The 26268-nt window shown below is 27.7% G+C and carries 23 protein-coding genes; 20 read left to right on the forward strand and 3 right to left on the reverse strand.

Features of this window, described 5'->3' with window-relative positions:
- Positions 1-107: 107 nt before the first annotated feature.
- From GFJ41_RS00410 to ulaA, 4 genes are read left to right on the forward strand one after another with little or no spacing between them, the layout of a single operon-like run.
- Positions 108-2123, forward strand: coding sequence for a BglG family transcription antiterminator (locus GFJ41_RS00410; RefSeq protein WP_035114010.1), 2016 nt, complete (start codon positions 108-110; stop codon positions 2121-2123).
- A gap of 17 nt (positions 2124-2140) precedes the next feature.
- On the forward strand, positions 2141-2542 hold the full coding sequence (locus GFJ41_RS00415) for a PTS sugar transporter subunit IIA (RefSeq protein ID WP_170074345.1): 402 nt from the start codon (positions 2141-2143) through the stop codon (positions 2540-2542).
- A gap of 1 nt (position 2543) precedes the next feature.
- Complete coding sequence (locus GFJ41_RS00420) at positions 2544-2816, forward strand: PTS sugar transporter subunit IIB (RefSeq protein ID WP_021430754.1); 273 nt, start codon at positions 2544-2546, stop codon at positions 2814-2816.
- A 27-nt stretch (positions 2817-2843) separates the two neighbouring features.
- Positions 2844-4208 (forward strand): PTS ascorbate transporter subunit IIC, encoded by a 1365-nt coding sequence (ulaA, locus tag GFJ41_RS00425; RefSeq protein ID WP_025161494.1) that lies wholly within the window; start codon positions 2844-2846, stop codon positions 4206-4208.
- Positions 4209-4268: 60 nt separating this feature from the next.
- Here the strand turns inward: ulaA and GFJ41_RS00430 are convergent, their stop codons facing one another.
- Together GFJ41_RS00430 and GFJ41_RS00435 are read right to left on the reverse strand one after the other, a co-directional pair.
- Positions 4269-5015 carry an ABC transporter permease gene (locus tag GFJ41_RS00430; RefSeq protein ID WP_021432301.1) on the reverse strand — a complete coding sequence of 249 codons (747 nt, stop codon included), beginning with the start codon at positions 5013-5015 and terminating at the stop codon, positions 4269-4271.
- The gene (locus GFJ41_RS00435; RefSeq protein ID WP_035114005.1) at positions 5015-5671 is read right to left on the reverse strand and encodes an ABC transporter ATP-binding protein; all 657 of its coding nucleotides are present in this window, start codon (positions 5669-5671) and stop codon (positions 5015-5017) included. Before GFJ41_RS00435 ends, GFJ41_RS00430 begins: the two co-directional genes overlap by 1 nt.
- A gap of 124 nt (positions 5672-5795) precedes the next feature.
- On the opposite strand from GFJ41_RS00435, the gene GFJ41_RS00440 reads away from it, so the two are divergent.
- Both GFJ41_RS00440 and GFJ41_RS00445 read left to right on the forward strand, forming a co-directional pair.
- On the forward strand, positions 5796-6101 hold the full coding sequence (locus tag GFJ41_RS00440; protein WP_021430758.1) for a PadR family transcriptional regulator: 306 nt from the start codon (positions 5796-5798) through the stop codon (positions 6099-6101).
- 81 nt (positions 6102-6182) lie between these two features.
- Positions 6183-6656 (forward strand): hypothetical protein, encoded by a 474-nt coding sequence (locus tag GFJ41_RS00445; protein WP_035114003.1) that lies wholly within the window; start codon positions 6183-6185, stop codon positions 6654-6656.
- Between the two features lie 137 nt (positions 6657-6793).
- Here GFJ41_RS00445 and GFJ41_RS00450 read toward each other — a convergent pair whose 3' ends face one another.
- Positions 6794-7330, reverse strand: coding sequence for a GNAT family N-acetyltransferase (locus tag GFJ41_RS00450; RefSeq protein WP_035114002.1), 537 nt, complete (start codon positions 7328-7330; stop codon positions 6794-6796).
- Between the two features lie 184 nt (positions 7331-7514).
- On the opposite strand from GFJ41_RS00450, the gene GFJ41_RS00455 reads away from it, so the two are divergent.
- From GFJ41_RS00455 to GFJ41_RS00520, 14 genes are all read left to right on the forward strand, one after another.
- On the forward strand, positions 7515-8162 hold the full coding sequence (locus GFJ41_RS00455; protein ID WP_035114001.1) for a response regulator transcription factor: 648 nt from the start codon (positions 7515-7517) through the stop codon (positions 8160-8162).
- Positions 8155-9528 carry a sensor histidine kinase gene (locus GFJ41_RS00460; RefSeq protein WP_035113999.1) on the forward strand — a complete coding sequence of 458 codons (1374 nt, stop codon included), beginning with the start codon at positions 8155-8157 and terminating at the stop codon, positions 9526-9528. Before GFJ41_RS00455 ends, GFJ41_RS00460 begins: the two co-directional genes overlap by 8 nt.
- A gap of 137 nt (positions 9529-9665) precedes the next feature.
- A complete protein-coding gene (locus GFJ41_RS00465) occupies positions 9666-10556 on the forward strand; it encodes a glycoside hydrolase family 73 protein (protein WP_035113997.1) in 891 nt (296 codons plus the stop codon).
- 54 nt (positions 10557-10610) lie between these two features.
- A complete protein-coding gene (locus GFJ41_RS00470; protein WP_170074346.1) occupies positions 10611-12923 on the forward strand; it encodes a glycoside hydrolase in 2313 nt (770 codons plus the stop codon).
- Between the two features lie 225 nt (positions 12924-13148).
- Positions 13149-14024, forward strand: a complete 876-nt coding sequence (locus GFJ41_RS00475; protein ID WP_035113993.1) for an FUSC family protein — start codon at positions 13149-13151, stop codon at positions 14022-14024.
- Positions 14025-14142: 118 nt separating this feature from the next.
- The gene (locus tag GFJ41_RS00480; RefSeq protein ID WP_170074347.1) at positions 14143-15066 is read left to right on the forward strand and encodes an LCP family protein; all 924 of its coding nucleotides are present in this window, start codon (positions 14143-14145) and stop codon (positions 15064-15066) included.
- 453 nt (positions 15067-15519) lie between these two features.
- Positions 15520-17229, forward strand: a complete 1710-nt coding sequence (locus tag GFJ41_RS00485) for an AbgT family transporter (protein ID WP_170074348.1) — start codon at positions 15520-15522, stop codon at positions 17227-17229.
- 251 nt (positions 17230-17480) lie between these two features.
- Positions 17481-19004 (forward strand): FAD-dependent oxidoreductase, encoded by a 1524-nt coding sequence (locus GFJ41_RS00490; RefSeq protein ID WP_170074349.1) that lies wholly within the window; start codon positions 17481-17483, stop codon positions 19002-19004.
- Positions 19005-19216: 212 nt separating this feature from the next.
- Positions 19217-19942 carry a gamma-glutamyl-gamma-aminobutyrate hydrolase family protein gene (locus GFJ41_RS00495; protein WP_021430860.1) on the forward strand — a complete coding sequence of 242 codons (726 nt, stop codon included), beginning with the start codon at positions 19217-19219 and terminating at the stop codon, positions 19940-19942.
- Between the two features lie 329 nt (positions 19943-20271).
- Complete coding sequence (locus GFJ41_RS00500; protein ID WP_021430861.1) at positions 20272-21270, forward strand: aspartate-semialdehyde dehydrogenase; 999 nt, start codon at positions 20272-20274, stop codon at positions 21268-21270.
- 18 nt (positions 21271-21288) lie between these two features.
- Positions 21289-22167: a 4-hydroxy-tetrahydrodipicolinate synthase gene (gene dapA / locus GFJ41_RS00505; protein ID WP_021430862.1), complete on the forward strand. Its 879-nt coding sequence runs from the start codon at positions 21289-21291 to the stop codon at positions 22165-22167.
- A 10-nt stretch (positions 22168-22177) separates the two neighbouring features.
- On the forward strand, positions 22178-22924 hold the full coding sequence (gene dapB, locus GFJ41_RS00510) for a 4-hydroxy-tetrahydrodipicolinate reductase (RefSeq protein WP_025162733.1): 747 nt from the start codon (positions 22178-22180) through the stop codon (positions 22922-22924).
- Positions 22925-22938: 14 nt separating this feature from the next.
- Positions 22939-23652 carry a 2,3,4,5-tetrahydropyridine-2,6-dicarboxylate N-acetyltransferase gene (gene dapD, locus GFJ41_RS00515; RefSeq protein ID WP_021430864.1) on the forward strand — a complete coding sequence of 238 codons (714 nt, stop codon included), beginning with the start codon at positions 22939-22941 and terminating at the stop codon, positions 23650-23652.
- Positions 23653-23876: 224 nt separating this feature from the next.
- Complete coding sequence (locus tag GFJ41_RS00520) at positions 23877-26243, forward strand: HAD-IC family P-type ATPase (RefSeq protein ID WP_170074350.1); 2367 nt, start codon at positions 23877-23879, stop codon at positions 26241-26243.
- The last annotated feature ends 25 nt before the right edge of the window (positions 26244-26268 follow it).

Consider the following 26268-nt stretch of genomic DNA (forward strand, 5'->3'; position numbering starts at 1 on the left):
TTAATATATTAAGATGAGTACAAAAATTTGCATGAAAAATGTGCGTATATTTTGTCTTTTGTGCAAAAATAAAAAGTTATATAATGAACTTAAGAAAGGAAGAACATATGAAACTTAATAAAAGACTAGAAGATATATTAGATATACTTATGAATCATGAATATGTAAAAATTGAAAAAATAGTTAAGTTATTAAATATTTCTAGAAGAACAGTTTATTACGATATTTCAAAAATTAATGATCATATAAAAAAATATAATTTAGAAATATCGAATGTAAGAAACTTAGGTTATCATATAACATCAGAAGATAAAGATAAGATAAGAAAGGTGCTTAAGTACTCTAAAGATGATTATATATTATCTTCAGAAGAAAGATGCATAAGTATAATAATCGATTTATTTTTATCTTTAGAAAAATTAACAATAGAAAGATATTGTAACAAGCTTTTAGTAAGCAGAAACACTGTTTTAAACGATATCAAAAATGTTAGAGAATATATAAGTAAATATAAATTAGAATTAGAAGCTAAAAATGGATATAAGTTAGTTGGAAGCAATAATTCTAAAAGATATCTATTTATAAATTTATACAATGAATACAATTATTTTTTCGATGAATACGGGTATATGCAAGTATTTGAAGATATAAAGTCTTTAATGAAAGAAGAAGATTTAAATATTTTAAAAAATACTAACGCAAATTATATACTTATGTATTTATCAATTTTTTATAAAAACTATTATATCAAAAATAAATATACTATAACTTTTAAAAATGAAGATAAGAATTTCTTAGATGGTCTGGAGTATCACAAAGAGGTTAAAAGATTATTAAATATAATTAGAAAAGTCCTAAAAAATGATATTGATGAAGATGAAGTATATTATATACAAACGTTTTTTACAAAAGATGAAGATATAAGAAACTATTTTTATCAAAATGAACTTAATAGTAAATATATTCTTCCTGTTAATATGATGGTAAAAGAGTTTGAAAAGATTTCTTGTATATCAATAGAAGATTATGATGTGTTATCTAAAAATATATTAAACCATCTTATACCTTCTATATTTAAAATAAGGTATGGAATTTACTACTTAAACTTAATAAAAAGTGAAGTAAAGCAAAAGTATAAATCAATATATCAATTTACAAAACAAGTTGTAAAAACTATTGAGAAAAACTTAGATATATATTTAAATGATGATGAGATAGCATATATAGCTATGTACTTTGGAGGATATAGTTCAAAAATGGGAGTTGAAATTAAAATTCCTAAAATTGTTATAGTATGTAATTCAGGCATGGCAACCTCACAGCTTCTTAAAAATCAGATAGAGCAGTTATTTGATTTGATAGAAATTCAAGATATATTGTCCCTGAAGAATTTTGAAAATTATGAAAAGTACTATGATTTTGCTATAACTACTGTTGATTTAAACCAAAAACAAGCTATAAAGGTAAATCCTATCCTTACAGATTTAGATAAGCAAAATTTACTTTCTCAAATATCAAATACGCAATCTGTATTTAATTTTGAACAAGAATTTATAAATAAAATTATAAATGGAGTAGAAAAATACGCAACTATTTCAAATAAGGAAAAGCTAAGAGAAGAAATTAAAAACATTGTAATTTCTTCTAGAGAAAAAGGAAAAAGCTATAAAGCAACATTAAGAGAACTTCTAAATGAGGATACTATTTATTTAAACCAAGAAGCAACAAATTGGGAAGACGCAATAAGAGTTAGTGCGAATCCACTAAAGGATTTAGGATATATTAAAGATTCTTATATACAAGCTATGATAGAAAATGTAAGAAAATTAGGCCCATATATAGTTATAGCTCCAAAGGTTGCGATGCCACATGCAAGGCCAGAAGATGGAGTAAATAAAGTTAGCATGACTCTTACAACATTTAAAGAAGAAATTTATTTTTCTGGGAAAGAGCAACATAAAGTTAAGATTTTCATAAGTTTAGCTCCAAAAGATAATCAAACACATATAAAAGCACTTGCTTGTCTGACTAAAATGCTTAGTAAAAAAGAAAATATAGATAAAATTTTAAATAGTAAAAATAAAAATGAAGTTTTAGAAGTTATAAATAAATACTCAAGATAAGCAAGGGGGGGTAAGAGATGATAGTTAAAGTTTTAGACAATGTAAATGACTATAAAGAAGCTATCAAAATTACTTGTGATATTTTACAAAAAAGGGATTCAATAAATGGTTCTTATTATGAAGCAATACTAAATAAAATTGATGAATTTGGATCATATTTTTGCATAGCACCTAAAATTGCAATGCCGCATGCAAGACCAGAAGATGGAGCATTAAAAACAGATTTATGTTTATTGAAGCTAAATAAGCCAGTAGATTTTTTAGGTAAAGAAGTTAGTTTATTTTTCACTTTAAGTGCAGTTGATAGTAGCTCACATCTAGAAATTATGCAAAAGGTTGCTAAAGTATGTATGGATCAAAATAAATTAAATACAATATTAAATTTAAATAATGAAAAAGAGATAATGGGGGTAATGTAGTATGAATAGAATAATGGCAGTTTGTGGATCAGGATTAGGATCAAGTTTTATGGTAGAGATGAATGTTAATGAAGTATTAAGTGAATTAGGATTAAGTGGATATGAAGTTTCTCATAGTTCTTTAGCAGATGCAACAGCTGATCAAGCAGATATATTTATAACAGCAAGAGACTTAGAAGATAGTGCATCTCACTTACCAAATTTAATAGTTTTAGATGCGTTATTTGACAAAGATGAATTAAAAGCTAAATTACAAGAAAAATTAGGTTGCTAGAACCTAAATAAAGAGGGGGCATCATAGATGAGTGGTTTTTTAAAAGTAACTATCGACTTTTTATCTGAGCCATCAGTGCTTGTAGGATTTATAGTTTTAGTAGGACTTTTATTACAAAAGAAGCCTATTGAAGATATAATAAAAGGAACTTTAAAGGCTATGGTTGGATTTGTTGTAATAGCAGCTTCAGCAGGTATAATAGCAGGTTCATTAGAACCATTTGGTAAAATGTTTGAATATGGATTTAATGTAAGTGGAGTTATACCTAATAATGAGGCAGTAGTTGCACTTGCTATGGATAAATTCGGTACAGCTACAGCGCTTATAATGACATTTGGTATGATAGTAAATATTCTTATAGCTAGATTTACGAAATTTAAATATATATTTTTAACAGGACATCATACATTATTTATGGCTTGTATGATAGCTGTTATATTAATATCAGGTGGAATGAGTGGAGCTCACTTAATATTTACGGGTTCACTTGCACTAGGACTTTTAATGGTAATTTCTCCTGCTATATGTCAACCTTTCATGAAAAAGATAACTAAAAATGACTCAGTAGCACTTGGTCACTTTTCATCAGTTGGATATGCGATATCTGCATCAATAGGAAAGGCTGTTGGAAAAAATTCAAAATCAACAGAGGAAATGAAAGTTCCTAAGTCTCTAAGTTTCTTAAGAGATTCAGCAGTTTCTATATCAATAACTATGTTAATTCTATATATAGTAGTTGCACTTGTTGCAGGGCCTAAGTTTATTGAATCAGAGTTATCAGGTGGTAAAAACTTTATAGTATTTTCAATGATACAAGCATTAACTTTTGCAGCAGGATTTATATTAATCCAAAATGGAGTTAGATTAGTTTTAAATGAAATAGTGCCTGCGTTTAAAGGAATAGCTAGCAAACTAGTGCCTAATTCAAAACCAGCACTTGATTGCCCTATAGTTTTCCCTTATGCACCAAATGCAGTATTAATAGGATTTTTAAGTTCATTCATCGGAGGTATAGTTTCGATGTTAGCTCTTGCAGCAGCAGGACTTGTAATAATAATACCAGGGGTTGTGCCTCACTTCTTCACAGGAGCTACAGCAGGAGTATTTGGAAACTCAACAGGTGGTAGAAAAGGAGCTGTAATTGGAGCTTTTGTAAATGGAGTAATAATATCACTATTACCAGTAGCATTACTTCCTGTACTTGGTAGTTTAGGAGTTGCAAACTCTACTTTCTCAGATGGAGATTTTGGAGTAGCTGGAATATTCTTAGGTAAGGTACAAGCTTTAGTTGGAGGATATGGACTTACAGCAGTGCTTTTAGGAATACTTGCAATACTAGTTATTTTAACAGTTAGTTCTAATAAAAATAAATCATCAAAAATAGAAAATTAATTAAAAAGCCTACTAAAAGAAACTTTCTTTTAGTAGGCTTTTTAAAAATAAAAATTATATTTAAATTTGTACTTGTTTTCTTTCATTAAAAAAGCTTTTATATGCAATATATGTAGCCATTATACTAGAAATTGATGTTGAAGCTAAAATCATAAATGTAACCATTATTTGAAACTTTATAGCTATAAGTGGAGATGTACCACCTAAAATTAATCCGGTCATCATTCCAGGAAGCGAAACTATTCCTAATGTTTTAGCAGAATCTATAGATGGAAGCATTGAAGTTTTAACACTATCTCTTATTATTTCTTTTGAAGCTGAATAAATATCACTTCCTAAAGAAAGTTTTACTTCTACCTCATTAAGTCTAGTTTTAAAACTATTGCTAAGATTTCTATAACTAAGCCCTATAGCAACCATAGAGTTACTAATAACCATTCCTGCAACTGGAATTATTTGATTTGGAACGAACTTAATAGCGCCTGATAAAACTAGTATTGTTAATGTTATAGAGCTTCCAACAATTAAAGATATGAACGATACAAAGACTACATTCTTTATTTCCTTACCTCTTTTTTTAGTATTTAAAGCAGCTATAAACGTCATTATAAGTAATATAATAATTGTAAATGCAGAGTTTTTTAAATTAAAAACATACTCTAATATGTAACCTACTAATATAAGTTGAATTATAGCTCTTATCATACTTATAATAATTTCTTTTTCAAGTTTTAAATCTTCTTTATATGAAATAAATATAGGAATTGCAATAAGTGCAGATGCTATAATAAGTGATATTGTATTCATTATCTTAAGTCCTCCTCAGTACAAATTTGGCCTTGATCCATTTGAATTCTTTTATTAAATATAGACTCACTTTGTTCTAAACTGTGAGTAACCCAAATAACAGTAATTCCATTATCGTTCATTTCTTTTATTAAAGACTCAACTATTTTAGCGTTCTCTTTATCTAATGCAGATGTAACTTCATCTAACAATAATATATCGGGTGTAAACATTAGGTTTCTTATAAGTGCAACTCTTTGCTTTTCTCCACCAGATAAAGCATTTATATCTTTATGTAGATAGTCTGAATCTAAATTTAATTTCTTCATAAATTGAAGGATTCTGTGTTCATCGATTTCTTTTTTTCTAATAATAAACGGATATGAAAGATTATCGAATACTGATTTACCAAAAAGATAAGGGATTTGAACACAGTAGCTAATTTTTTTTCTAAGTTCTATGGGATCATAATCTAGATAATTTTTTTCTTCAAAAAATATTTCCCCATTTGTAGGACTTATTAAGTCTGAACAGATTTTAAGAAGTGTACTTTTACCACTTCCTGAAGAGCCTATTATAGATACACAATCGCCTTTTTCTATATTTAAATTTACAGAATCTAGTATCTGTGTATTGTCTGAAATATATCTTATGTCTTTTAGTCTGAGTATACTCAACTCAACACCTCCTTAAGTAGTTGCATTTTATATAATTAAAATGATAATATATATTATAATGTCTAAAATCGATATCGAAATGCGATATTAAGCCGATATGATTATATAACATATGGAGGTAATAATGCAAGAACAAATACTAAGAAAAATATTTCTAGGCTTTATACATATTCATATACTTCATCATGCAAAAAAGGAACCTTTTTATGGCTCATGGATGATAGAAGAACTAAAAACGCATGGATATGATATAAGTCCAGGAACACTGTATCCTATACTTAAAGCAATGGAACAATCAAACTTATTAGATAAAGAAGAAATAGTAGTAGGTGGTAAAATTAGAAAATACTATAAGATTACACCTGATGGAGAACTTGTACTAAAAGAATCTAAGATAAAAGCTAAAGAACTTTTTAAAGAACTTGAATAATTTAGTATGACTTTTATTGTAAATATAGAGTAGATTATATACTATTTAAAATATATATTAAGTTAAGGGGGATGTTGGGGAATGAACAATGAAAATAAATATAGCATAGATAATATATCAAAAAACTTAATTGAGAATTATGGGGCAGAAGAAATTACACTAGAGGATTTTTTTAATATGGATGAAAACAATGAAGAATATAGTTTTGAAGATATTTCAAAAATTTACAAAATAGATAATGAGGGTGTTATTGAAAAACTATTAAGTGAAGAAGAAAAATCACAAATAGAATTGACTATAGAACATCTAAATAATATAGATAATGATGATTCTTCCTATTTAGATAAAATAAGTACTGGACAGTTAATTATCATAGTTCTTGAGAGTAAAGATAAAGTTAATTTATCAGGATTTATAATGGAGGGAAATGGGCAAGTTTTATTTGACTATTTAACAAGCTTAATTGGAAATGATGTAAAAAAAGAATTTAACAAATTAGATGAAATTATTGAGGAATTAAAAGAATTTAAGCCATATGGAAAATACTTTAAATAGAGATAAAAAAGAGTATAGTTAAGCCATTAATTGTATTAGTGATAAGTGCGTTATAGTTATTGAAGAAACACTTAAAGACTGAACTTCAAGTCTTTGTGTGAATGAAATAACTATAACGTACTTGTCTAAAGTAAAATTTAATCTATGTACAACCCCATAGCTATAGTATTGTAATAAACACCATTTACACATATATCTTTCTTCAATAGTCCTTCTTTTTCAAATCCAAACTTTTCGTAAAGTTTTACTCCTCTAATATTATCTTCTCTAACTAAAAGGTTGATTTTCTTTGTTATTTTATTAGATTTGGCCCAGTCGATAAGATAAGCCATAATCTCACTTCCAAGACCTATACCCCAATATTTTTTTCGAATACTTATTCCTAAGGTTCCGTTATGCTTCATTCTTTCCTTTTGAACAGAAGTAATAGAAGCTATTCCAACGATTTCATTTTCTATAATAATTAGTACATTTTTAGAATTATCCATACTATTTATTCTTTCAATATAATCTTGCTCTGCCTCTACGCTCATTGAAAATTCATTTTTACCAAAGGTTATAAAATCACTTTCACCACCTATTATATTTAGGTAGTCTATCATTGTTTGGGCATCTTCTTTTATTGGTGATCTTAAAATTGCAGTTTTACCATTTTTTAATTTAATTTCTTTCATATAAAACCTCCTTTTAATTCAAAGATTAATAAACCTTATTTAAATAAATATGATTCTTTGTAAAACTTATGAATCCTTTTTTACGATTAAAGAAATTATATAATAGTTTTGTAACATTAGTGTAAAAATTGGATGATAATATATAATATATTTATAAATCTTAAATACGAATGGACGTGAAAAGATGAATATATTAGTTGCGGATGATGAATTAAGTATGCTAAAAATTATAGAAGCTTATTTAAGAAAAGAAGGATTTAATGTTTTTACTGCTAGCAATGGAGAAGAAGCTTTAGATGTATTCTATAAAAATAAAATTGATTTAGCTATACTGGATTGGATGATGCCTAAAATAGATGGAATAGAAGTTTGCAAGGAGATAAAAGAAAGCAGTAATATCAAGGTGATGATGTTAACAGCAAAGAGTCAGAGTGATGATGAGGTAGATGCTCTCAATTTTGGAGCTGATGACTATGTTAGAAAGCCATTTGATCCTAGAATTTTAATAATAAGGGCCAAAAAACTTATGGGGTATAGTGATATAGTTACAATTAAAAATTTAAAAATAGATTTTAAATTTACAAAAGCATTTAAAGATAATGTGGATATAGGACTTACAAAAACAGAGTTTGAGTTATTAAAATGCTTTATAAACAACAAAGGTGTAATACTTTCAAGAGAAAAATTACTTGATTTGGTTTGGGGTATGGATTACTTTGGTGATTTTAGAACAGTAGATACTCATATAAGAAGGTTAAGAACAAAAATAGGGGAGAATTTTATAGTTACACATAGAGGATTAGGATATAGCTTGGAGGAACATAATGACTAAACTTAATAAAAAACTAGCTATTAGTATATCTTTAGTTGTAGTAATTGTATCTATAATATCACTAACTATAAATAATATTTTTATTCATAAGTATTATTTACATGAAAAGAAGAAAATTATAAATACTGTTGGAGATGAAATCGAAAAATTAAGCTCAGGTACTATTATTAAAGACATAGACAATATAGAGGGAAAATATGGAATAAATATAATCTATACTCACTTAGATACGGAAAATGGAATAAACGAAGGTGATATAACTGAAGGATTGATAAAAGAGTTTGAAAAGAAAGATATAAAACTTAAGAAATTTTGGATTTCTCATTACTTAATTGATGATATGAAGGAAAAGAGTGTTAATAAAATATATAATCAGGGAAATCTAAAATACAGTTTATTAGTAAAGTTTATATTGAAAGATAATTATATATTTGCAATATCAATGCCTATAGAACATTCTCAAGAAACTATTTCTATAATAAATAAATTTAATTTAATACTTAATAGTTTTTCGGTGTTAATAGTAATATTATTGACATTTATTTTATCTAAAAAGATAATTGATCCACTTGAAAAAATAAAACTACTATCTAAAGATATAGCAAAGTTAAACTTCAGAACCGAAAAAATAAAAACAAATGATGAAATAGAAGAATTAGCGGATAGTGTTAATCAAATGAGCGTAAGTTTACAAAAAGCACAAAATGAATTAAATAAAAGAAATGAAAATTTAAAAATATTCATAGGTGGAGCATCGCATGAGCTAAAAACACCTATAGCACTTATAAAAGCTTATGCTATGGGAATTCAAGATGGAATAGATGATGGAACTTATTTAGATACAATAATAGAAGAAAGTGAAAAGATGAATGATATAATAAACAACTTAATTTATCTTTCAAAATATGAAAAAAGAGAAGTCAAAATAAATTCATTTGACTTGAAAGAAATATTATTGTCAATTATAGATGAATATAAATTGATTATAAATGAAAATAATGTAGAGGTTAATTTAAATATAGATGAAAATGAATTCATGATTGAGGGGGATATAGAAGGAATAAAAATTGTTCTAAGAAATTTAATAAGTAATTCTATAAAATATACTATTGATGATAAGATATACATATCTTTAATAAGAAAAGAAAAAGTATATATATCTGTATCTAATAAGGCTAATGGAATAATAGAATCTGAATTAGATAATATATGGAAGCCATTTTACGTATTAGAAAAATCAAGAAATAGACAATTATCTGGAACAGGATTAGGACTTAGCTTAGTAAAGGAAATTTTAGATGCACAAAAATTAACATACGGAACAAAATTAAAAAATGATTATATAGAATTTTTTATAGAGTTCTAAATAAAAGTAACATTAAGGAGGCTAAATTTATATAGCCTCTTTTTTTATGCTTAAGCAAACTTTTTCGTTTTGTAACATTCATGAAACAAACTTTTTTTATAATAATCACATAACAAATACATAAGGAGTGTGACATTATGAAAAATAAAGGTTTTTTGGCCATTATAGTTGTCTTAATAGGTTTAATTTATATAATGATAAGTTTTTATTCTTTAAAAGATATAAATAAAGAAGATATAGATGTTTCAAAATTTATAAATATAGCAGATGAAATTAGTGATAATAAAGCTCAAATTAACTGGAAGTATGTGGCGGCTATAATTGGAGTTATGGAAAAGAATGATTTAAATAATGTTAAAGAAGAAGAAATGAAAAAAGTATCTAAATTATTTTTAAATGATAATAATGAAGCAAAAGTTTTAAATAGTGTTGATGAGGTTACAAGCAAACTTAAATTTAATAAGATTGAAAAAAATCTAACACATAGCTATATAAATCAACTTAGTGATTTTGGAGTAATGCCACAAAGGTTGAGTAAAAATAGTGATTACACAAAATTTATAAATTCAATAAAAGATTATGCAATACAAAACTATGAAAGATACAAAGTTTTACCATCTATAACTATAGCACAAGCAATATTAGAATCAGGATGGGGTCAGTCAAGATTAGCTAAGGATTATAATAACTTATTTGGAATAAAAGCAGACGTAAATTGGAAAGGGGAGTATGTAACTTTAGAAACTAGAGAATTCAAAAGCAACACTGTAAATGGAAAGTTTAGAAAATATAAAGATGCAGGACAATCAATTGATGACCATGCAAAGTTTTTATATGAAAATAAGAGATACCAAAACAACGGGGTATTTAGTTCTAAGACATATATATATCAGGCAAAAGCTCTACAAAATGCAGGTTATAGCACGGATACAAATGAAAAAGGCCAAAAGGTTTATGCAAACAGATTAATCGAAATAATAAAGCAATATAATTTACAGCTTATAGATAATGAAGTTCAGAGCAAATAAAACTGTAACATACGTGTAACAAAAATAAACTAAAATGACTTTGAGGTGATAAAGATGAATAAAAAAATATCGTTATTGTTAAGCTTTGTACTTATAGGAACAAGCTTAGCAGGGTGTAGTAACGGGCTTACTAAAAGTGATGAAGATATATCAGCTAAGGTAGAAAAAGTTAATAACTTAGATTTTAAATATGACGTTAATCCTAAAAACTTTCAAGTATCTGTAGATGTTGATGGGAAAAAGGAAATTATATCAGAACCTATGAAAGAGAGATCTGTTACTAACTTAAAAAAGAAAGATAATGAAATTTCGTGGACCTATCCAGATGAACATATTAATGTAGACATAAAAAAGAAAGATAACTATTTAGATGTAGATATCAAATCAACATCTAAAGAAGCTAACACTTTTACTTGGCCAAGCGTTAGTGGTGAAAGTTATGTACTTCCTATAAATGAAGGAAAGTTTATACCAAGCAATGATAAGTACTGGAAAGAGTATTTAAATGAGCAAATATTTAATACTATAGAGAGTTTTTCTATGCAATTTTTCTCAGTAAATAAAAGTAACTTTGCAGCCACTTATATAATGAAAAATAAATATAATGATGAAATAAAATTTGATACAAAAAATAATATAAAGTTTGATTTTACTCATGAATATCCAAGTATAAACAAAAATAAAGATTATGGATTTAGAGTATATATAACAGATAAAAATGTAAATGATGTAGCTAAAAATTATAAGAATTTTGTAATTGAAAACGGAGAATTTAAAACATTAGCACAAAAAGCAAAGGAAAACAAAAACATAGAAAAGTTATATGGAGCACCACAGATTTACTTCTGGGATAAATCTATAATTACTGTTGATGATATTAAGTGGAACTTATTAAGACAAAACATGGATGAAGAATTCATAAACTGGATGAAAGAGCTTTTAAATACAAAAGTAGAAGATGGAAAAGAAGTGTCAAATGTTTTAGATGCTGTAAAAAATCAAGACTATGTAGATAAGTACCAAAAACAAACTATAGTAAGAGGATTCAATTCAGTTATGATGTTAAAAGAATTTTATAATCCTAATGTATTTAAAGATTTAAATAAAGAAACTGAAGATGTTGTAAAAAAGGGAATAAACAATTTAAATAGAAATGAATTAATTTTATTAAATAAAGAGTTATTAAAATCAAAGCTTAAAGATTCAACAACTCCAACAACTTATTGGGCAAGAAACAATACAATAGATGTATTAGATGATATGAAAAAATCAGGATTAGATAATGCTTGGATAGGATTTGATGATTTAGAGGCAGGATATGTTTCTCCAGAGTTTGTAAAAAAAGCTAATGACTATGGATATTTAGTTGGACCTTATGATTCATACCATTCAATTCATAAGCCAGGTGAGGAAAAATGGAGTACAGCTAAGTTTGATGATAAATCACTATATGATAATGCAACAGTAGAAGATAAAGATGGAAAAAAATTAGAAGGGTTCCAAGGAACAGGCAGAAAACTAAATCCTACATTGGCTATGCCTAGTGTAAAATCAAGAGTAAATAAGATACTTAATGAGGGATATAAATTTAACTCATGGTTTATAGATTGTGATGCAACTGGAGAAATCTATGATGATTATTCTAAAAATCACATTACAACACAAGAACAAGATTTAAATGCAAGATTAAAAAGAATGAGTTATATAAGAGATGATAAAAATATGGTTGTAGGATCAGAAGGCGGAAATGATTTTGCGAGTACGACTATAGCATTTGCACATGGACTTGAGACACCTGCTTTTTCATGGGTAGATCCAGACATGAATAAAAATAAAGATAGTGAGTATTATGTAGGTAAATATTATTCACCTACAGGGGGAGTTCCAGAAGTATTTGCAAAACAAGTTCCTGTTAAAGATTTATATAAAAAAATATTTATAGATTCAGCATATTCACTTCCTCTATTTAGACTAGTTTATAATGATTCAGTTGTAACTTCTGATCATTGGCTATGGGGTAGTTTCAAAATACAAGGTGAAGTTGAAAATAGAATGATGAAAGAAGTTTTATATAATACAGCTCCTATGTATCATATAGATAAGAGTGAATGGGAAAAACATAAAAAAGAGATTCTAAACCATGATAAAGTTTGGTCAGAGTTTGATAAAAAAGCTATAAATAAACCTATGACTGACTTCGAATTTTTAAGTAGTGACAGATTAGTACAAACTACTTGCTATGGAGATGATTTGAGAGTTGTAGCAAACTTCTCTAATAAAGACTTTAAATACAAAAACGACATTGTAAGATCAAATTCTCTTATTATATATGATAAGGGAGAAAAAACTGTTTATAGTCCCAAATAAATTTTAAAATAGTTAAAGTAGAGTATCTAAATAAGATACTCTACTTTAATGTGCTATAATTGTATAGTATAACTATTAACTGATTATATTGAAAAAAGTGGGGTAAAAATAAATTACAAAATAAATACTTTTAAGTATACCAAAATGTTAAATAATAAATTATACTATATTAATGACAAAATAAATAGTAATGACTAATCGTAGATATACTAGGAGGTAAATATAGTGAAGCTACAGAAAATGGGCATGAGAACCATAAAAACAGGAATAGCTGTAATGCTATGTATCTTATTGGGGCAATTTCTTGTTCAAAAAATTTTTTACTGCGCAATAGCATGTGTAATTTCTGTTCAAGATACAGTTAAAGGATCTATGAAAGCAGGTCTAAACAGAGTAAAAGGAACAATTGTAGGAGGTATAATAGGATTTTTATTTGCACTTATACAGCCAGGAGAACCTATTTTATGTGGAATAGGTATAATGCTAACTATCTATGCGTGTAATTTATTAAAAGTGAACTCTGTAGTAGTATCATGTGTAACATTTTTAGCAATACACTTAGGTGTTGGAACATACAATCCAGCATACTACTCTATACATAGGGTTATAGATACATCAGTGGGGGTAGTTATAGGAGTGGTTACAAACTACTTAATAGCACGACCTAATTACTTAGACAAGACTATAAATGAATTTAAAAATATAGAAAAGTCAGCTATACAACTTATAGAGTCAAAAATTGTAAATGAAGAAAACTTAGATATAAATATATTCAAAAAGAACATACAACAATTAGATAAGATATATTCAAAATTAACTGATGAGTTAGATTATGGTGGTAAATACGAAGCAGATATAGAAAACTTAGAAAAATCTATAAGCATATGCAGGGAAATTTATTTCCATATGCAGTCTATAGAGTTATTAGAAAATAAGTTGTATCTAAATAAAGAAAACTTTAATGCAATAAAAGAATTGTACAACACAGAGGAAATTTGTTTTGATGTTGAAGAAAATAAGAGTCCTGTATTTAATTACCATTTAAGTAAGATAATAGAAGAAATAAAAACTCTAAAAGAGTTTAATGAATCTATTGAATAAATGTCCTGGGTTAAAATACCGAGGATATTTTTTACGCTTAAGAAATTTTGTATTATTTATAAAACTTAGTTAATCATTAATAATTAAAGCATACATAAATAAATAAGGATGTGAACTTGTGAAACTTAATAAAAAAATTATTTTGATTTTATTAATAGTAATCATTTTACCTATATCAGCATTGTACTTATTAATAAAAGATAGCAATGAAAAGCAAAAGGTGGCTAAGGAGCAAATAAAAAGTGAAAAAATTGAAAATCAGAAGATTATTAATATAGCTTTATTTGGATTAGATAGAAGAAGTAAAGAAGAAAAAGCTAGAGCCGATTCTATAATGATTGCAAACATAGATTTAGAAAATAAAACAGTTAACTTGGTATCTATACTAAGAGATACATTGGTAGAGATAGATGGTCATGGAAAAGAAAAACTAAATCATTCATATGCATATGGAGGGCCTAAACTAGCACTTGATACTTTAAACTCAAATTTTGATTTGAATTTAAAGAACTATGTAAGTGTAGATTTTTTTAGTTTAGCTAAATTAATTGATTTAGTAGGTGGCGTAGATATAGAACTCAAAGATTATGAATCAAATCAAATAAATAAAAATTTAGATGAAATTAATAATATAGAAAAATTACCTCATGGAACTGATTACATTGAGGGAATGGGAACTAAAAATTTAAATGGAAGACAAGCCGTTGCATATTGTAGGATAAGAAAAGAAGGAAATGGAGATTACGAAAGAACTCAAAGACAAAGAGCTGTTTTAAAGTCTATAATAAATAAATATGAAAGCTTAGATTCTGATAAAAAGTTTGAAGTGAATATGGAAATGATGTCTCAAGTTAGTACAAATATACCAGTAAATGATATAAAATACATACAAGAAAAAATACAAAATGAAAAAAATTATAAAATAAATCAATATATGATCCCAGTTGAAGGTAGTTTTGAAACGAAAACAATTAATGGAATGTGGGTCATTGATGCTAACATGGAAGATAATATAAAACAATTACATAAATATATAAAATAAAAAGACGGGTGTCAGTGGGAGCACCCGTCTTTTTTAAAGGAGAAATAAGTATAGTATGTTTAGTGATATAATTAAAAATTGCATTTGAAATTATATTAAAAGTATAAACAAAAAAATGAATTATATACAAAAAAATATTCAATTTTATAAATAAAACTGAAAAATAAGAAATCTTATTAAAAATATTTATAATAAGAATATATACTGAAAGTTTATATTTTTATTACAATAAGAAATCTAACTTACTTTTTATATATAAAAATACTTTTATATATAAAATTAAATTTTAAATTTACAAAAAATGAAATGAATTCGACAAAAAAACTCGAAATAAGAAGAAAAGTTTCAAATATTAAAATATTCTAAATTGTAGAAAAAATAAAACATATGTAGTATAATGAATCTCGGGAAAACGAATTCATATGTATAAAATTTTTTTTAGGAGGAATTATAATGGAATTAAACGTAACGTGTAAAAAAGAAAAACAGTCGAGGCTCCAGTCGTGTATGGGTGTTATCGAAAGAGTTGGGAATAAGTTACCAAGTCCAGCGTTATTATTTGTTTATATATCTGTAGCTGTACTTATACTATCAGCAATACTAGGAACTTTTAATGTAGTTGCTGAAACGGAACTTGGTAAATTCCCTATAAATAACCTTTTAGGTCAAAAGCCTATAGAAATTTTAAAAGTAACGGCAGCTGGAACTGCAGTTTCAGAGACTTACTCAAATGGATTATCATATATTATAGGTTCAGTTATCCAAAACTTTATGGGGATGACAGCTCTAGGAGCAATACTTATTATAATGCTATCAATAGGAGTAATGGAACAAAGTGGATATTTATCAATAGGAATACAAAGTATAGTTAAGGCTACACCAGCTAAGCTTGTAACACCTGTTGTAATATTTTTAGGGGTTATGTCAAATGTAGCATCTGATGCAGGGTATGTTGTTTTAATACCTCTTGCTGCATTGGTATATTATACAATAGGAAGAAATCCTATGGTCGGATTAGCAGCAGGATTTGCAGGGGTTTCAGGAGGATTTAGTGCAAACTTACTTATAGGGTCATTTGATGCATTATTAATACCATTCACTCAAGCAGCGGCAGAAACAGGAGATGCTTTAGTTGGAACAAGTTTTGCACCAATGTTAAAGTCTACATCTAATATGTTCTTCTTAATGGCGTCAACATTTATAATCGTTGCAATAGGTACTTTTATAATAGATAAAATAGTTGAGCCAGGAATGGAAAAATATGATAAGAGTGAAGCTGATGTTGTTGAAAAATCAGGAGATTTAACTGATCAAGAAAAGAAAGCATTTAAAGCAGCTAATTTTAGTTTATTAGGAGTAATAGCATTTATAGTATTAACAGTTTTACCATTTGATAAAAATAATGTAATACCTATAGTTGGAGATTTATCTACTTCAGTTTCTTTAACATCAATAAGCCCTGAAGGAACTATGGCACTAAAGGGAGTAAATAGCTTCTTAGATTCTATATTCTTTAGTGGAGATATGATAATGATGTTAATGTTTATCGTATTCTTAGTACCTGGTTTAGTTTATGGATTCAAGTCAGGAACATTTAAAACTAAAGATGATGTTATAGGTGCAATGGTTACATCTATGAAGAGTATGGCTTCTATAATAGTTATATTATTCTTTGTTGCACAATTCTTAAACTTCTTTAATGATTCACATTTAGGTATATTAATAGCTTCATTAGGTGCAAAATTAGTAGCTCAAATACCAACAGACAATACTTTTATGGCTATGATGTTAATGATTGCATTCATATGGTTCACTGCAATAATTAACCTATTTATAGCAGGAGGTACATCTAAGTATGGATTATTAGCACCAATATTTATACCAATACTTATGAGTGCTGGATTCTCACCTGCTGGAGTACAGTTAATGTATAGAATAGGGGATTCATCTACTAATATAATATCTCCACTTATGAGTTATATGGGAGTTATAGTTATATTCGGACAAAAGTATAAGAAAAACTTTGGTATAGGAAACTTAATGGGAATGATGCTACCGATATCAATAGGATTTTTATTAGCATGGACAGTATTTGCAGTAGCATGGGCATTATTAGGAGCTCCTATAGGACCGGGAGAATTCTTCTTTATAAATCAATACTAAAAGGATAGATATGGCTCAGTATTATAGCTAATATTCCTTCACTAAAGCCTGTAGAGCTCGGCTTTAACGTTTCGTCATATTAGCTATAATACATTCGCCTAATATCGTTAAATGAAAAAATAAAGTATCGTAAATGCGATACTTTATTTTTTTGCTCTAATTTAGATTAAATTTAATAAAATGGGAATTATACAAATATAAGGAAATAATATAGAAAGGAGTAACTAGGTTAGCTAGTTATATATAAACTTATGAAAGAATCATATTGGATATTAAGTTCTAAAGGTGAATGTTATGAAAAGCTAAAAGAAGATTTAGAAGTAGATACTATTATAGTTGGTGGTGGTATAGTAGGTGTGACAACTGCTTACTTACTATCAAAAAAGGGAATAGAAACTGCAATTGTAGATGCTCATAAAATAGGATATGGAAGTTCCGGAAGAAATACAGGTAAAGTAACTTCTCAGCATGGAATTGTATATTCAAAAATAAGAAATAAATATGGATTAGACAGTGCTAAACTATATCATGAAGGAAATGAAAGTGCTATAGATTTAATAGAAGAAATTGTAAAGAGTAATAATATTGATTGTAACTTTGAAAGATTATCTTCCTTTATATACTCAGATAATGAAAACTACATAGAAGAGCTTGAGGAAGAATATCAAACTTGTAAAAAGTTAGGAATTGATTGTAAGTATCATAAGAGTTTGGATATACCATTTGATGTAAAAGGAGCGATAGAATTTTTTAACCAAGCTCAATTCAATCCTAAAAAATACTTAGATGCACTAACTAAGGAATGTTTAAAGTTAGGCGTTAAAGTGTATGAAGAAACTCCTATAGTAGATCATGAAGAAGAAAATATATATAATTTAAAGACTAAAGATGGAAACACAATAAAAGCATTAAATGTTATATTAGCTTCTCATGTTCCTTGGTATGATGGATTAAATCTTTATTTTGCTAAAGAAAAAGGTGAAAGATCCTACTTATTAGCTGGAGAGTATGAAAGAGATATACCAAAAGGAATGTATTTAAGTGTTGAAGACAGTGGATTTACATTTAAACCTTATTGTGGAGATGGTCAAAATCTAATTATTTTAGGTGGAGGAGATCATAAAGTTGGACAATGTAAAAATGAAGGTGAAATATACGAAGAGTTAATACATGAATTAGGTGAAAAATTTAAAGTTAAGCAATTTAAATGTAAGTGGTCAGCACAAGATTATATAAGCTTTGATAATATACCATATATAGGGTATGTAAATAAAAAAGAAGATAATTTTTATGTTGCAACAGGATTTTGCAAATGGGGAATGACAAACGGTACATTAGCATCTATGATAATTAGAGATTTAATATGTTATAGAGAGTCAAAGTTTGAAGATATATTTAATCCCTCTAGAACAGGTAGCGTATTTACAACTGAATTTATAACTCAAAATATTAATGTGGCTTGGAAATATGTAAGTGGAAAGCTAAAAATAGGTGATAATAATTTAATATTAGAAAAAGGCGAAAGTAAAATAGTTAATGTAGATGGAAAAAGATGTGGTGCATACAAAGACTATGATGGAAAGCTATATATAGTAGATATAACTTGTACACATTTAGGATGCGAGTTAACTTTTAACTCAGCAGAAAAAACATGGGATTGTCCATGTCATGCATCTAGATTTGATTATAAAGGAAATGTAATAGAGGGTCCTGCTTTAAGAAATTTAAATAGATATGATGAAGAAAAAAATGATATAGATCCTAAAATATTGTAAATAAAAAACCTATCATATAAATCTTTTTTTATAGATTTAATGGTAGGTTTTTTGTATTCAATGAAAGAATTAATTTAAAACAAATTAAATATATATATTAAAGAAATAAATTTAGAGGGAGGAAACTTAGGTAAATAGAATCATAGTATAAATGTAGCTACAAATTAAAAGTTAGTTTGATTTAAATAATTTTATAAGGTGGGGGAATAAGTATGAAACCTTTAATAGGTATATTGGCAAATTTAGCGACTATAGATAGCGGAGCGTTTACTGGAATAGAGAGAGTTCACTTGCCAAATTCGTATATACATGCAGTTGAAAAAGCTGGTGGGGTTCCAGTTGTAATTCCTGTAAATGGAGATAAAGAAAATATAAAAATACAAATTGAAGCTGTGGATGGAATTATAATTTCAGGTGGAGATGATGTAAATCCTACATTATACAAAGAAGAACCAGTTAGAGAGTTAGGTTATATTTACCAAGATATAGATGAATTCGATATAGAAGCTATAAATGTAGCATTAGAAAAAGATAAGCCTATACTGGGAATTTGTAGAGGATTACAAATACTAAATGTAGCACTAGGCGGAAGCTTATATCAAGATTTAAAATATATAAGAAGTAGTCATATAAAACATAATCAACAAACAAAGCCATATTTAGGAACTCACTATATAGATATAAAAGAAGAATCTATATTAAAAGAGATTATTGATGAAAAAGTTTTAGTAAATAGCTATCATCATCAAAGTGTCAAAACATTAGGAAATAACTTAAAAGTAATAGCATATTCAAATGATGGTGTAATAGAAGCTGTTCAAAAAATAGGTAAAAAATTTGTTCTTGGAGTTCAATGGCATCCAGAACTAATGGTAGATCATAGTGAACATATGCTAAATATATTTAAAAGATTTATAAAAGAGTGTAAAGAAGATTAAAGTTAAAATAAAAAGGAAAAACCGATAGAAATAAATTATTATCTATCGGTTTTTCCTTTTGTGATGTATTCAAATTAAGTGAATTATACCATAATTGTTAAGCGTTTGCAATATAAATTAAGATAGTAATTAGTTCACTAAAGAAATATTAATATCATAGTATAAATTATAGATGATAGTAACATGGATATTAGTGCTTAAATTTTCTAAATTATTGCGATTAATGCTATGTTTATCTACAATATATTGATATTTAAAATAATATATACTAGAATTACGTATATATTATTTAGATGATGAAATTTTTAAGAAGAAAGAGGCGTATGGATATGAAAAAAGTAAACGTTGCTATAGTTGGAGCGACAGGTATGGTAGGAAGAACGTTCTTAAAAGTATTAGAAGAAAGAAACTTTCCAATAGATAACTTATACCTATTTTCTTCAGCTAGATCAGCAGGATCTAAAGTAGAATTTGCAGGAAAAGAATATACAGTAGAAGAACTAAATGAAAATTCATTTGATAGAGATATACAAATAGCACTTTTCTCAGCAGGAGGAAGTATAAGTGAAAAATATGCACCAATAGCAGCATCAAAAGGTGTAGTAGTTGTAGATAACTCAAGTGCATGGAGAATGGATGAAAATGTTCCTTTAGTGGTACCTGAGGTTAATCCAGAAGCTGTTAAAGAACATAAAGGAATAATTGCAAATCCAAATTGTTCTACTATTCAAGCAATGGTTCCATTAAAACCTCTTCATGATAAATATAAAATAAAAAGAATAGTATACTCAACATATCAAGCTGTTTCAGGATCAGGAGTAAAGGGTACTAAAGATTTAGAAGATGGAATAAATGGTGTTCCTAATCAATTTTATCCACACCCTATAGCTTATAACTGTTTACCTCATATAGATGTATTTATGGAAAATGGATACACAAAAGAAGAGATGAAAATGATTAATGAAACTATGAAGATTTTAAATGACTATAACTTAAAAATTACTGCAACTACAGTAAGAGTTCCAGTAGTAAACGGACATAGTGAGTCAGTTAACGTTGAGTTTGAAAATGATTTTGAAATAGATGAATTAAAGGGTGTATTAGCTGGTTTTGAAGGCTTAGAATTAGTCGATGATATAGCTAACAATGTATATCCAACTGCATTTGAATTAAGTGGAAGAGACGAAGTATTTGTAGGAAGAATAAGAAGAGACTTCAGTGTAGACAGCGGAATAAATATGTGGGTAGTAGCTGACAATATAAGAAAAGGTGCTGCGACTAATGCTGTTCAAATAGCTGAACTTCTTTTAAAATATGATTTAGTATAAAATTGGGAGGTATAAATTATGTTATTTAAGGGATCTGGAGTTGCGTTAGTTACTCCTTTTAATGAAACTGGTGTAGATTTCAATAAACTTGGAGAATTAATAGAATACCATATAGAAAATAAAACGGATGCATTAATAGTTTGTGGGACTACTGGAGAATCTACAACTATGTCAGATGAAGAGCAATTTGCAGTTATAGACTTTACTGTTAAAAAAGTAAATAAAAGAATACCAGTTATAGCTGGAACAGGTTCTAATAATACTATGCATTCAGTTTACTTAAGTAAAGAAGCTGAAAAATTAGGAGTAGATGGATTATTAGTAATAACTCCTTATTATAATAAAACAAATCAAAGAGGATTAAAGCTTCATTTTGAAACAATAGCAGCTAGCACTAAGCTACCAATAATTTTATATAATGTTCCAGGAAGAACTGGGGTTAACATAAAACCTAGTGTCATAGCAGAACTTGCTGAAATTAAAAATATAGTAGCTGTTAAAGAAGCTAGCGGTGATTTAGCGCAAGTAGCAGAAATAGCTAGATTAGTTCCAGAAGGATTTGCAATATACTCAGGAAATGATGATTCAATATTACCTCTATTATCTCTTGGTGGAGTAGGAGTTATATCAGTAGTTGCTAATATATGTCCTAAAGAAACTCATGATTTAGTAGAAAAATTCTTAAATGGTGATGTTGAAGGTTCAAGAAAATTACAATTGGGTATGAAATCATTAATAGATAAACTATTTATCGAAGTAAATCCAATACCTGTAAAAACTGCTATGAATTTATTAGGTTTTGAGGTTGGAGATTTAAGACTTCCTTTAGCTCCAATGGAAGAAAGTAATTTAAAAACATTAAGAGACGAACTTGTAAACTATGGGTTTGAGTTATAGGAGGAAAGACATGATAAAGGTTATAGTAAATGGCGCTCTTGGTAAGATGGGAAAAGTACTTACTAGATGCGTAAATGAAGACAAAGATTTGGAGTTAGTTTGCGGATGCTCAATGCCAACAGGTGAGACAACTGATTATAAACTATACACTAAAATGAGTGATATACAAGAAAGTGCTGATGTTATAATAGATTTTTCACATTTCTCTGCACTTGATGATGTTTTAGATTATGCACTTAAAACAAAAACACCTTTAGTAATTGCTACAACAGGATTTACTAAAGAACAATTAGAAAAAATAAAAGAAGCTTCAAAAATAATACCAATATTCCATTCTTCTAATATGTCTTTAGGAGTAAATGTAATGTTAAAGCTTGTAAAAGAAGCTGCAAAAGCATTACAAGGATTTGATATAGAAATAATAGAAAAGCATCATAATAAGAAAGTAGATGCTCCAAGTGGAACTGCTATAATGGTAGCAAATGCTATGAAAGAAGTTTTACCTGATTCTATATATAACTATGGAAGACATGGTAGAGATGCCAAAAGAAATGAAAATGAAATTGGTATACATGCTATAAGAGGTGGAACAATAGTTGGAGAACACGAAGCTATATTTGCAGGATTAGATGAAGAGGTTATGATATCTCATAGAGCTCAATCTAAAGATATATTTGCAAATGGAGCAATAACAGCAGCTAAATATTTAGCAAATAAAGAAGCTGGATATTATAATATGGATGACATGTTAAAGTAATTAGGAGGGTACAGATGATAAACTTAAATGACGCATATGAAATAGCAAGGTATATAAAAACAGTAGAAAAAAAGACACCAGTGAAGGTTTATGTTAATGGAGAGTTAGATGCTAAGTCAACTGAAGACTACAAAGTATTCGGAAGCAATGGATCATACACTATAATAGGAAATTATGATTCTATAAAATCAGTTTTAGATGCTCAAAAGGATAAATTAGTTGATATACACATGGAATATGACAGAAGAAACTCTGCTATACCAATGTATAACTACTTACATGAACATGCAAGAATAGAGCCAGGTGCTCATATAAGAGATATGGTTACTATAGGTAAAAATGCAGTAGTAATGATGGGTGCAGTTATAAACATAGGAGCTGTAGTTGGAGAAGGTTCTATGGTAGATATGAATGCAGTAATAGGAGCTAGAGGTACACTTGGTAAAAATGTACACCTTGGAGCTGGAGCAGTAGTAGCAGGTGTTTTAGAACCACCTTCAGCAGATCCTGTTATAATAGAAGATGATGCAATGATCGGTGCAAACGCAGTTATCCTTGAAGGAGTAAGAATAGGAGAAGGTGCAGTAGTAGCTGCTGGATCTGTAGTTACACAAAATGTTCCTGCTGGAGCAGTAGTAGCTGGTTCTCCTGCTAAAGTAATAAAAATGAAAGATGAGAAAACTGCTGATAAAACAAAATTAATGGATGATTTAAGAAATCTAGATTAATAAAAAGATAAAGAAGCTGATATTAATATCAGCTTTTTTTTATTTATAAAATTATAGTATATGTAGAAATTTTAAATATCTGAAAATATGTGAAAAAATTTGAAAAATATAGTTTAATTAGTTTTTTATAGGTTAATATATTTTTATATTTAAATGTTAAAAATAGTATATAACTATGGTACTAATAAATGTTTAAAAATTATGCGGAAAGGATGGTTTAGTCTATGAGTATAGAGTTTAATCAAGAAGGATTATCGACTAAAGAAGTCATAGATAGAATTGAACGTGGGGAAAGAAATGTTCCGATAAAGCCATTAACTAGAAGTTATAATAAAATATTTAAAGATAATATATGTACATTATTTAATCTTATAAATATTATAATTGCTACTTTAATCATATATACTGGAAGTTATAAAAATCTATTGTTCTTAGGCGTTTTAATCTCGAATGTATCTATTGGTATATTCCAAGAAGTAAGAGCTAAAAAAAGTATAGATAAGCTATCTTTATTAAATCAATCAAAAATAACAGTTATAAGAGATAATCAAAAGAGTAAAATCAATCAACATGATTTAGTAAAAGATGATTTGATGGTAATAAATAGAGGTTCTCAAATTTGTGCAGATGGAGTAGTTGTTAAGACTGATGGTATAGAGGTAGATGAATCTCAACTAACTGGAGAATCTGATCCAATTTTAAAAACAGTAGATTCTAAAGTTATGTCAGGAAGCTATGTTATAAGTGGGATGGCATATGTAAAAGTTGTAAATGTTGGAGAAGAAAGCTATGCGTCTAAAATTGCAATGGAAGCAAAGAAAGAAAAAGATATAAATAGTCAATTAATAAAAACTCTTAAACAAATTATAAAAGGACTTGCTTTTTTTATAGTGCCAATTGGAATAGCACTATTTTTATCAAAGTCAACTTCGGGTATAAATACAAATGATGTTATATTAGGTGTTTCAGCAGCTATGATTGGAATGATACCAGAAGGTTTAATATTAATAACTTCTATTGCACTAGCAGTTGAGGTTATTAATTTAAGCAAGAAAAAAGTTCTCGTAAAAACTATGGGATCTATTGAAAACTTAGCTCGTGTAGATTTATTATGTTTAGATAAAACAGGTACTATAACTGACGGTAATATAAAGTTAGTAGATATAATCACATGTGAAGATTTTGAAATAGACAAACTGAAAGAAGGAATTTCAACTTTAGTAGAAAATTTAGAAGAAAACGCAACAAGTAAAGCATTAAAGGTAGAACTTCCAAGTCCGAAATCTTGGAAACCTATTAATAGGGTACAATTTTCATCAGCTAGAAAGTGGAGTGGAGTTACTTTTGAAAAAGAAGGTAGTTATATAATGGGAGCTCCTGAATTTGTTTTTGAAAAAATATCACCAAGTATTCAAAGCATAATCGATGAATATACTAATAAAGGAGAGCGAGTTTTAGTTTTTGCACATTCAAATGACTCTATAGTTGATAATGAACTTCCAAAAGATAGAAAATTAATAGGTATTTCTATTATGGAAGATACAATAAGACCAGAGGCTGCAAATACATTGAATTATTTTAAAAAACAAGGAGTAGCTATCAAAATTATATCAGGAGATAATCCAAAAACTGTTTCACAAATTGCAAAACGAGCTGGTGTTGATAATTCTGATAAATACATAGATATTAGTAGTATTTCAGATAATGATGACTTAAAAAATTATATAAGTAAATATGAGATTTTCGGGAGAGTTAGCCCCGAACAGAAAAAGGAGCTTGTAAAAATATTTAAAGATGAAGGACATACTGTTGGAATGACAGGTGATGGAGTAAATGATATTTTAGCTCTTAAAGAGTCTGATTGTAGTATAGTAATGGCAGAAGGTAGTGATGCAGCAAAGGGAATTTCTGATTTTGTACTTTTAGATTCTAATTTTGATTCCATGATAGGTGTTGTCATGGGAGGGCGAAGAGTAGTAAATAATATACAGCAAGTGGCATCTCAGTATTTAATGAAAACAGTATATTCAATTATATTAGCTATAATTTTTATATTTATGAAGGGATCTTACCCATTTCATCCTATACAGTTGATGCCGATAACTTCACTTGGAGTTGGAATTCCATCATTTTTTTTAGCATTTAGACCAAACTATTCGCAAATAAAAGAAAATCTATTATTAAATATTTCCATACCGGCATTAACATCTGGAATTTGTGCAGTTTTTTATATAATGATAATTTCAGTTGTTGGGAATATGTTAAACTTTAATGAATCGGTTATATCAACTTTATGTGTATTACTAACAGGATCAGTTTGCTTTACATCCTTATGGCATATATCTAAACCGATTGATAAAAAAGTAGGATTTATGATAATTACATTAGTTACTATATTTGTTTTAACTATTATACTTTTTAGGAATATATTCTCATTTGTAAATATTATTAATTTAAAAATTATGATACTATATATGCCGTTAATTTTATCAGTTATACCTATATATAAGTTTATTAGAAAAATAGTAACTTATATTGTAATGAAATATGTTAAATATAAAAGCAAAATGAAGCAAAACAAAAAAAGCTGACACCCGTGTGTCAGCCTTTTTTATT

This window comes from Paraclostridium dentum (assembly GCF_012922555.1).
Lineage (GTDB): Bacteria > Bacillota > Clostridia > Peptostreptococcales > Peptostreptococcaceae > Paraclostridium > Paraclostridium dentum.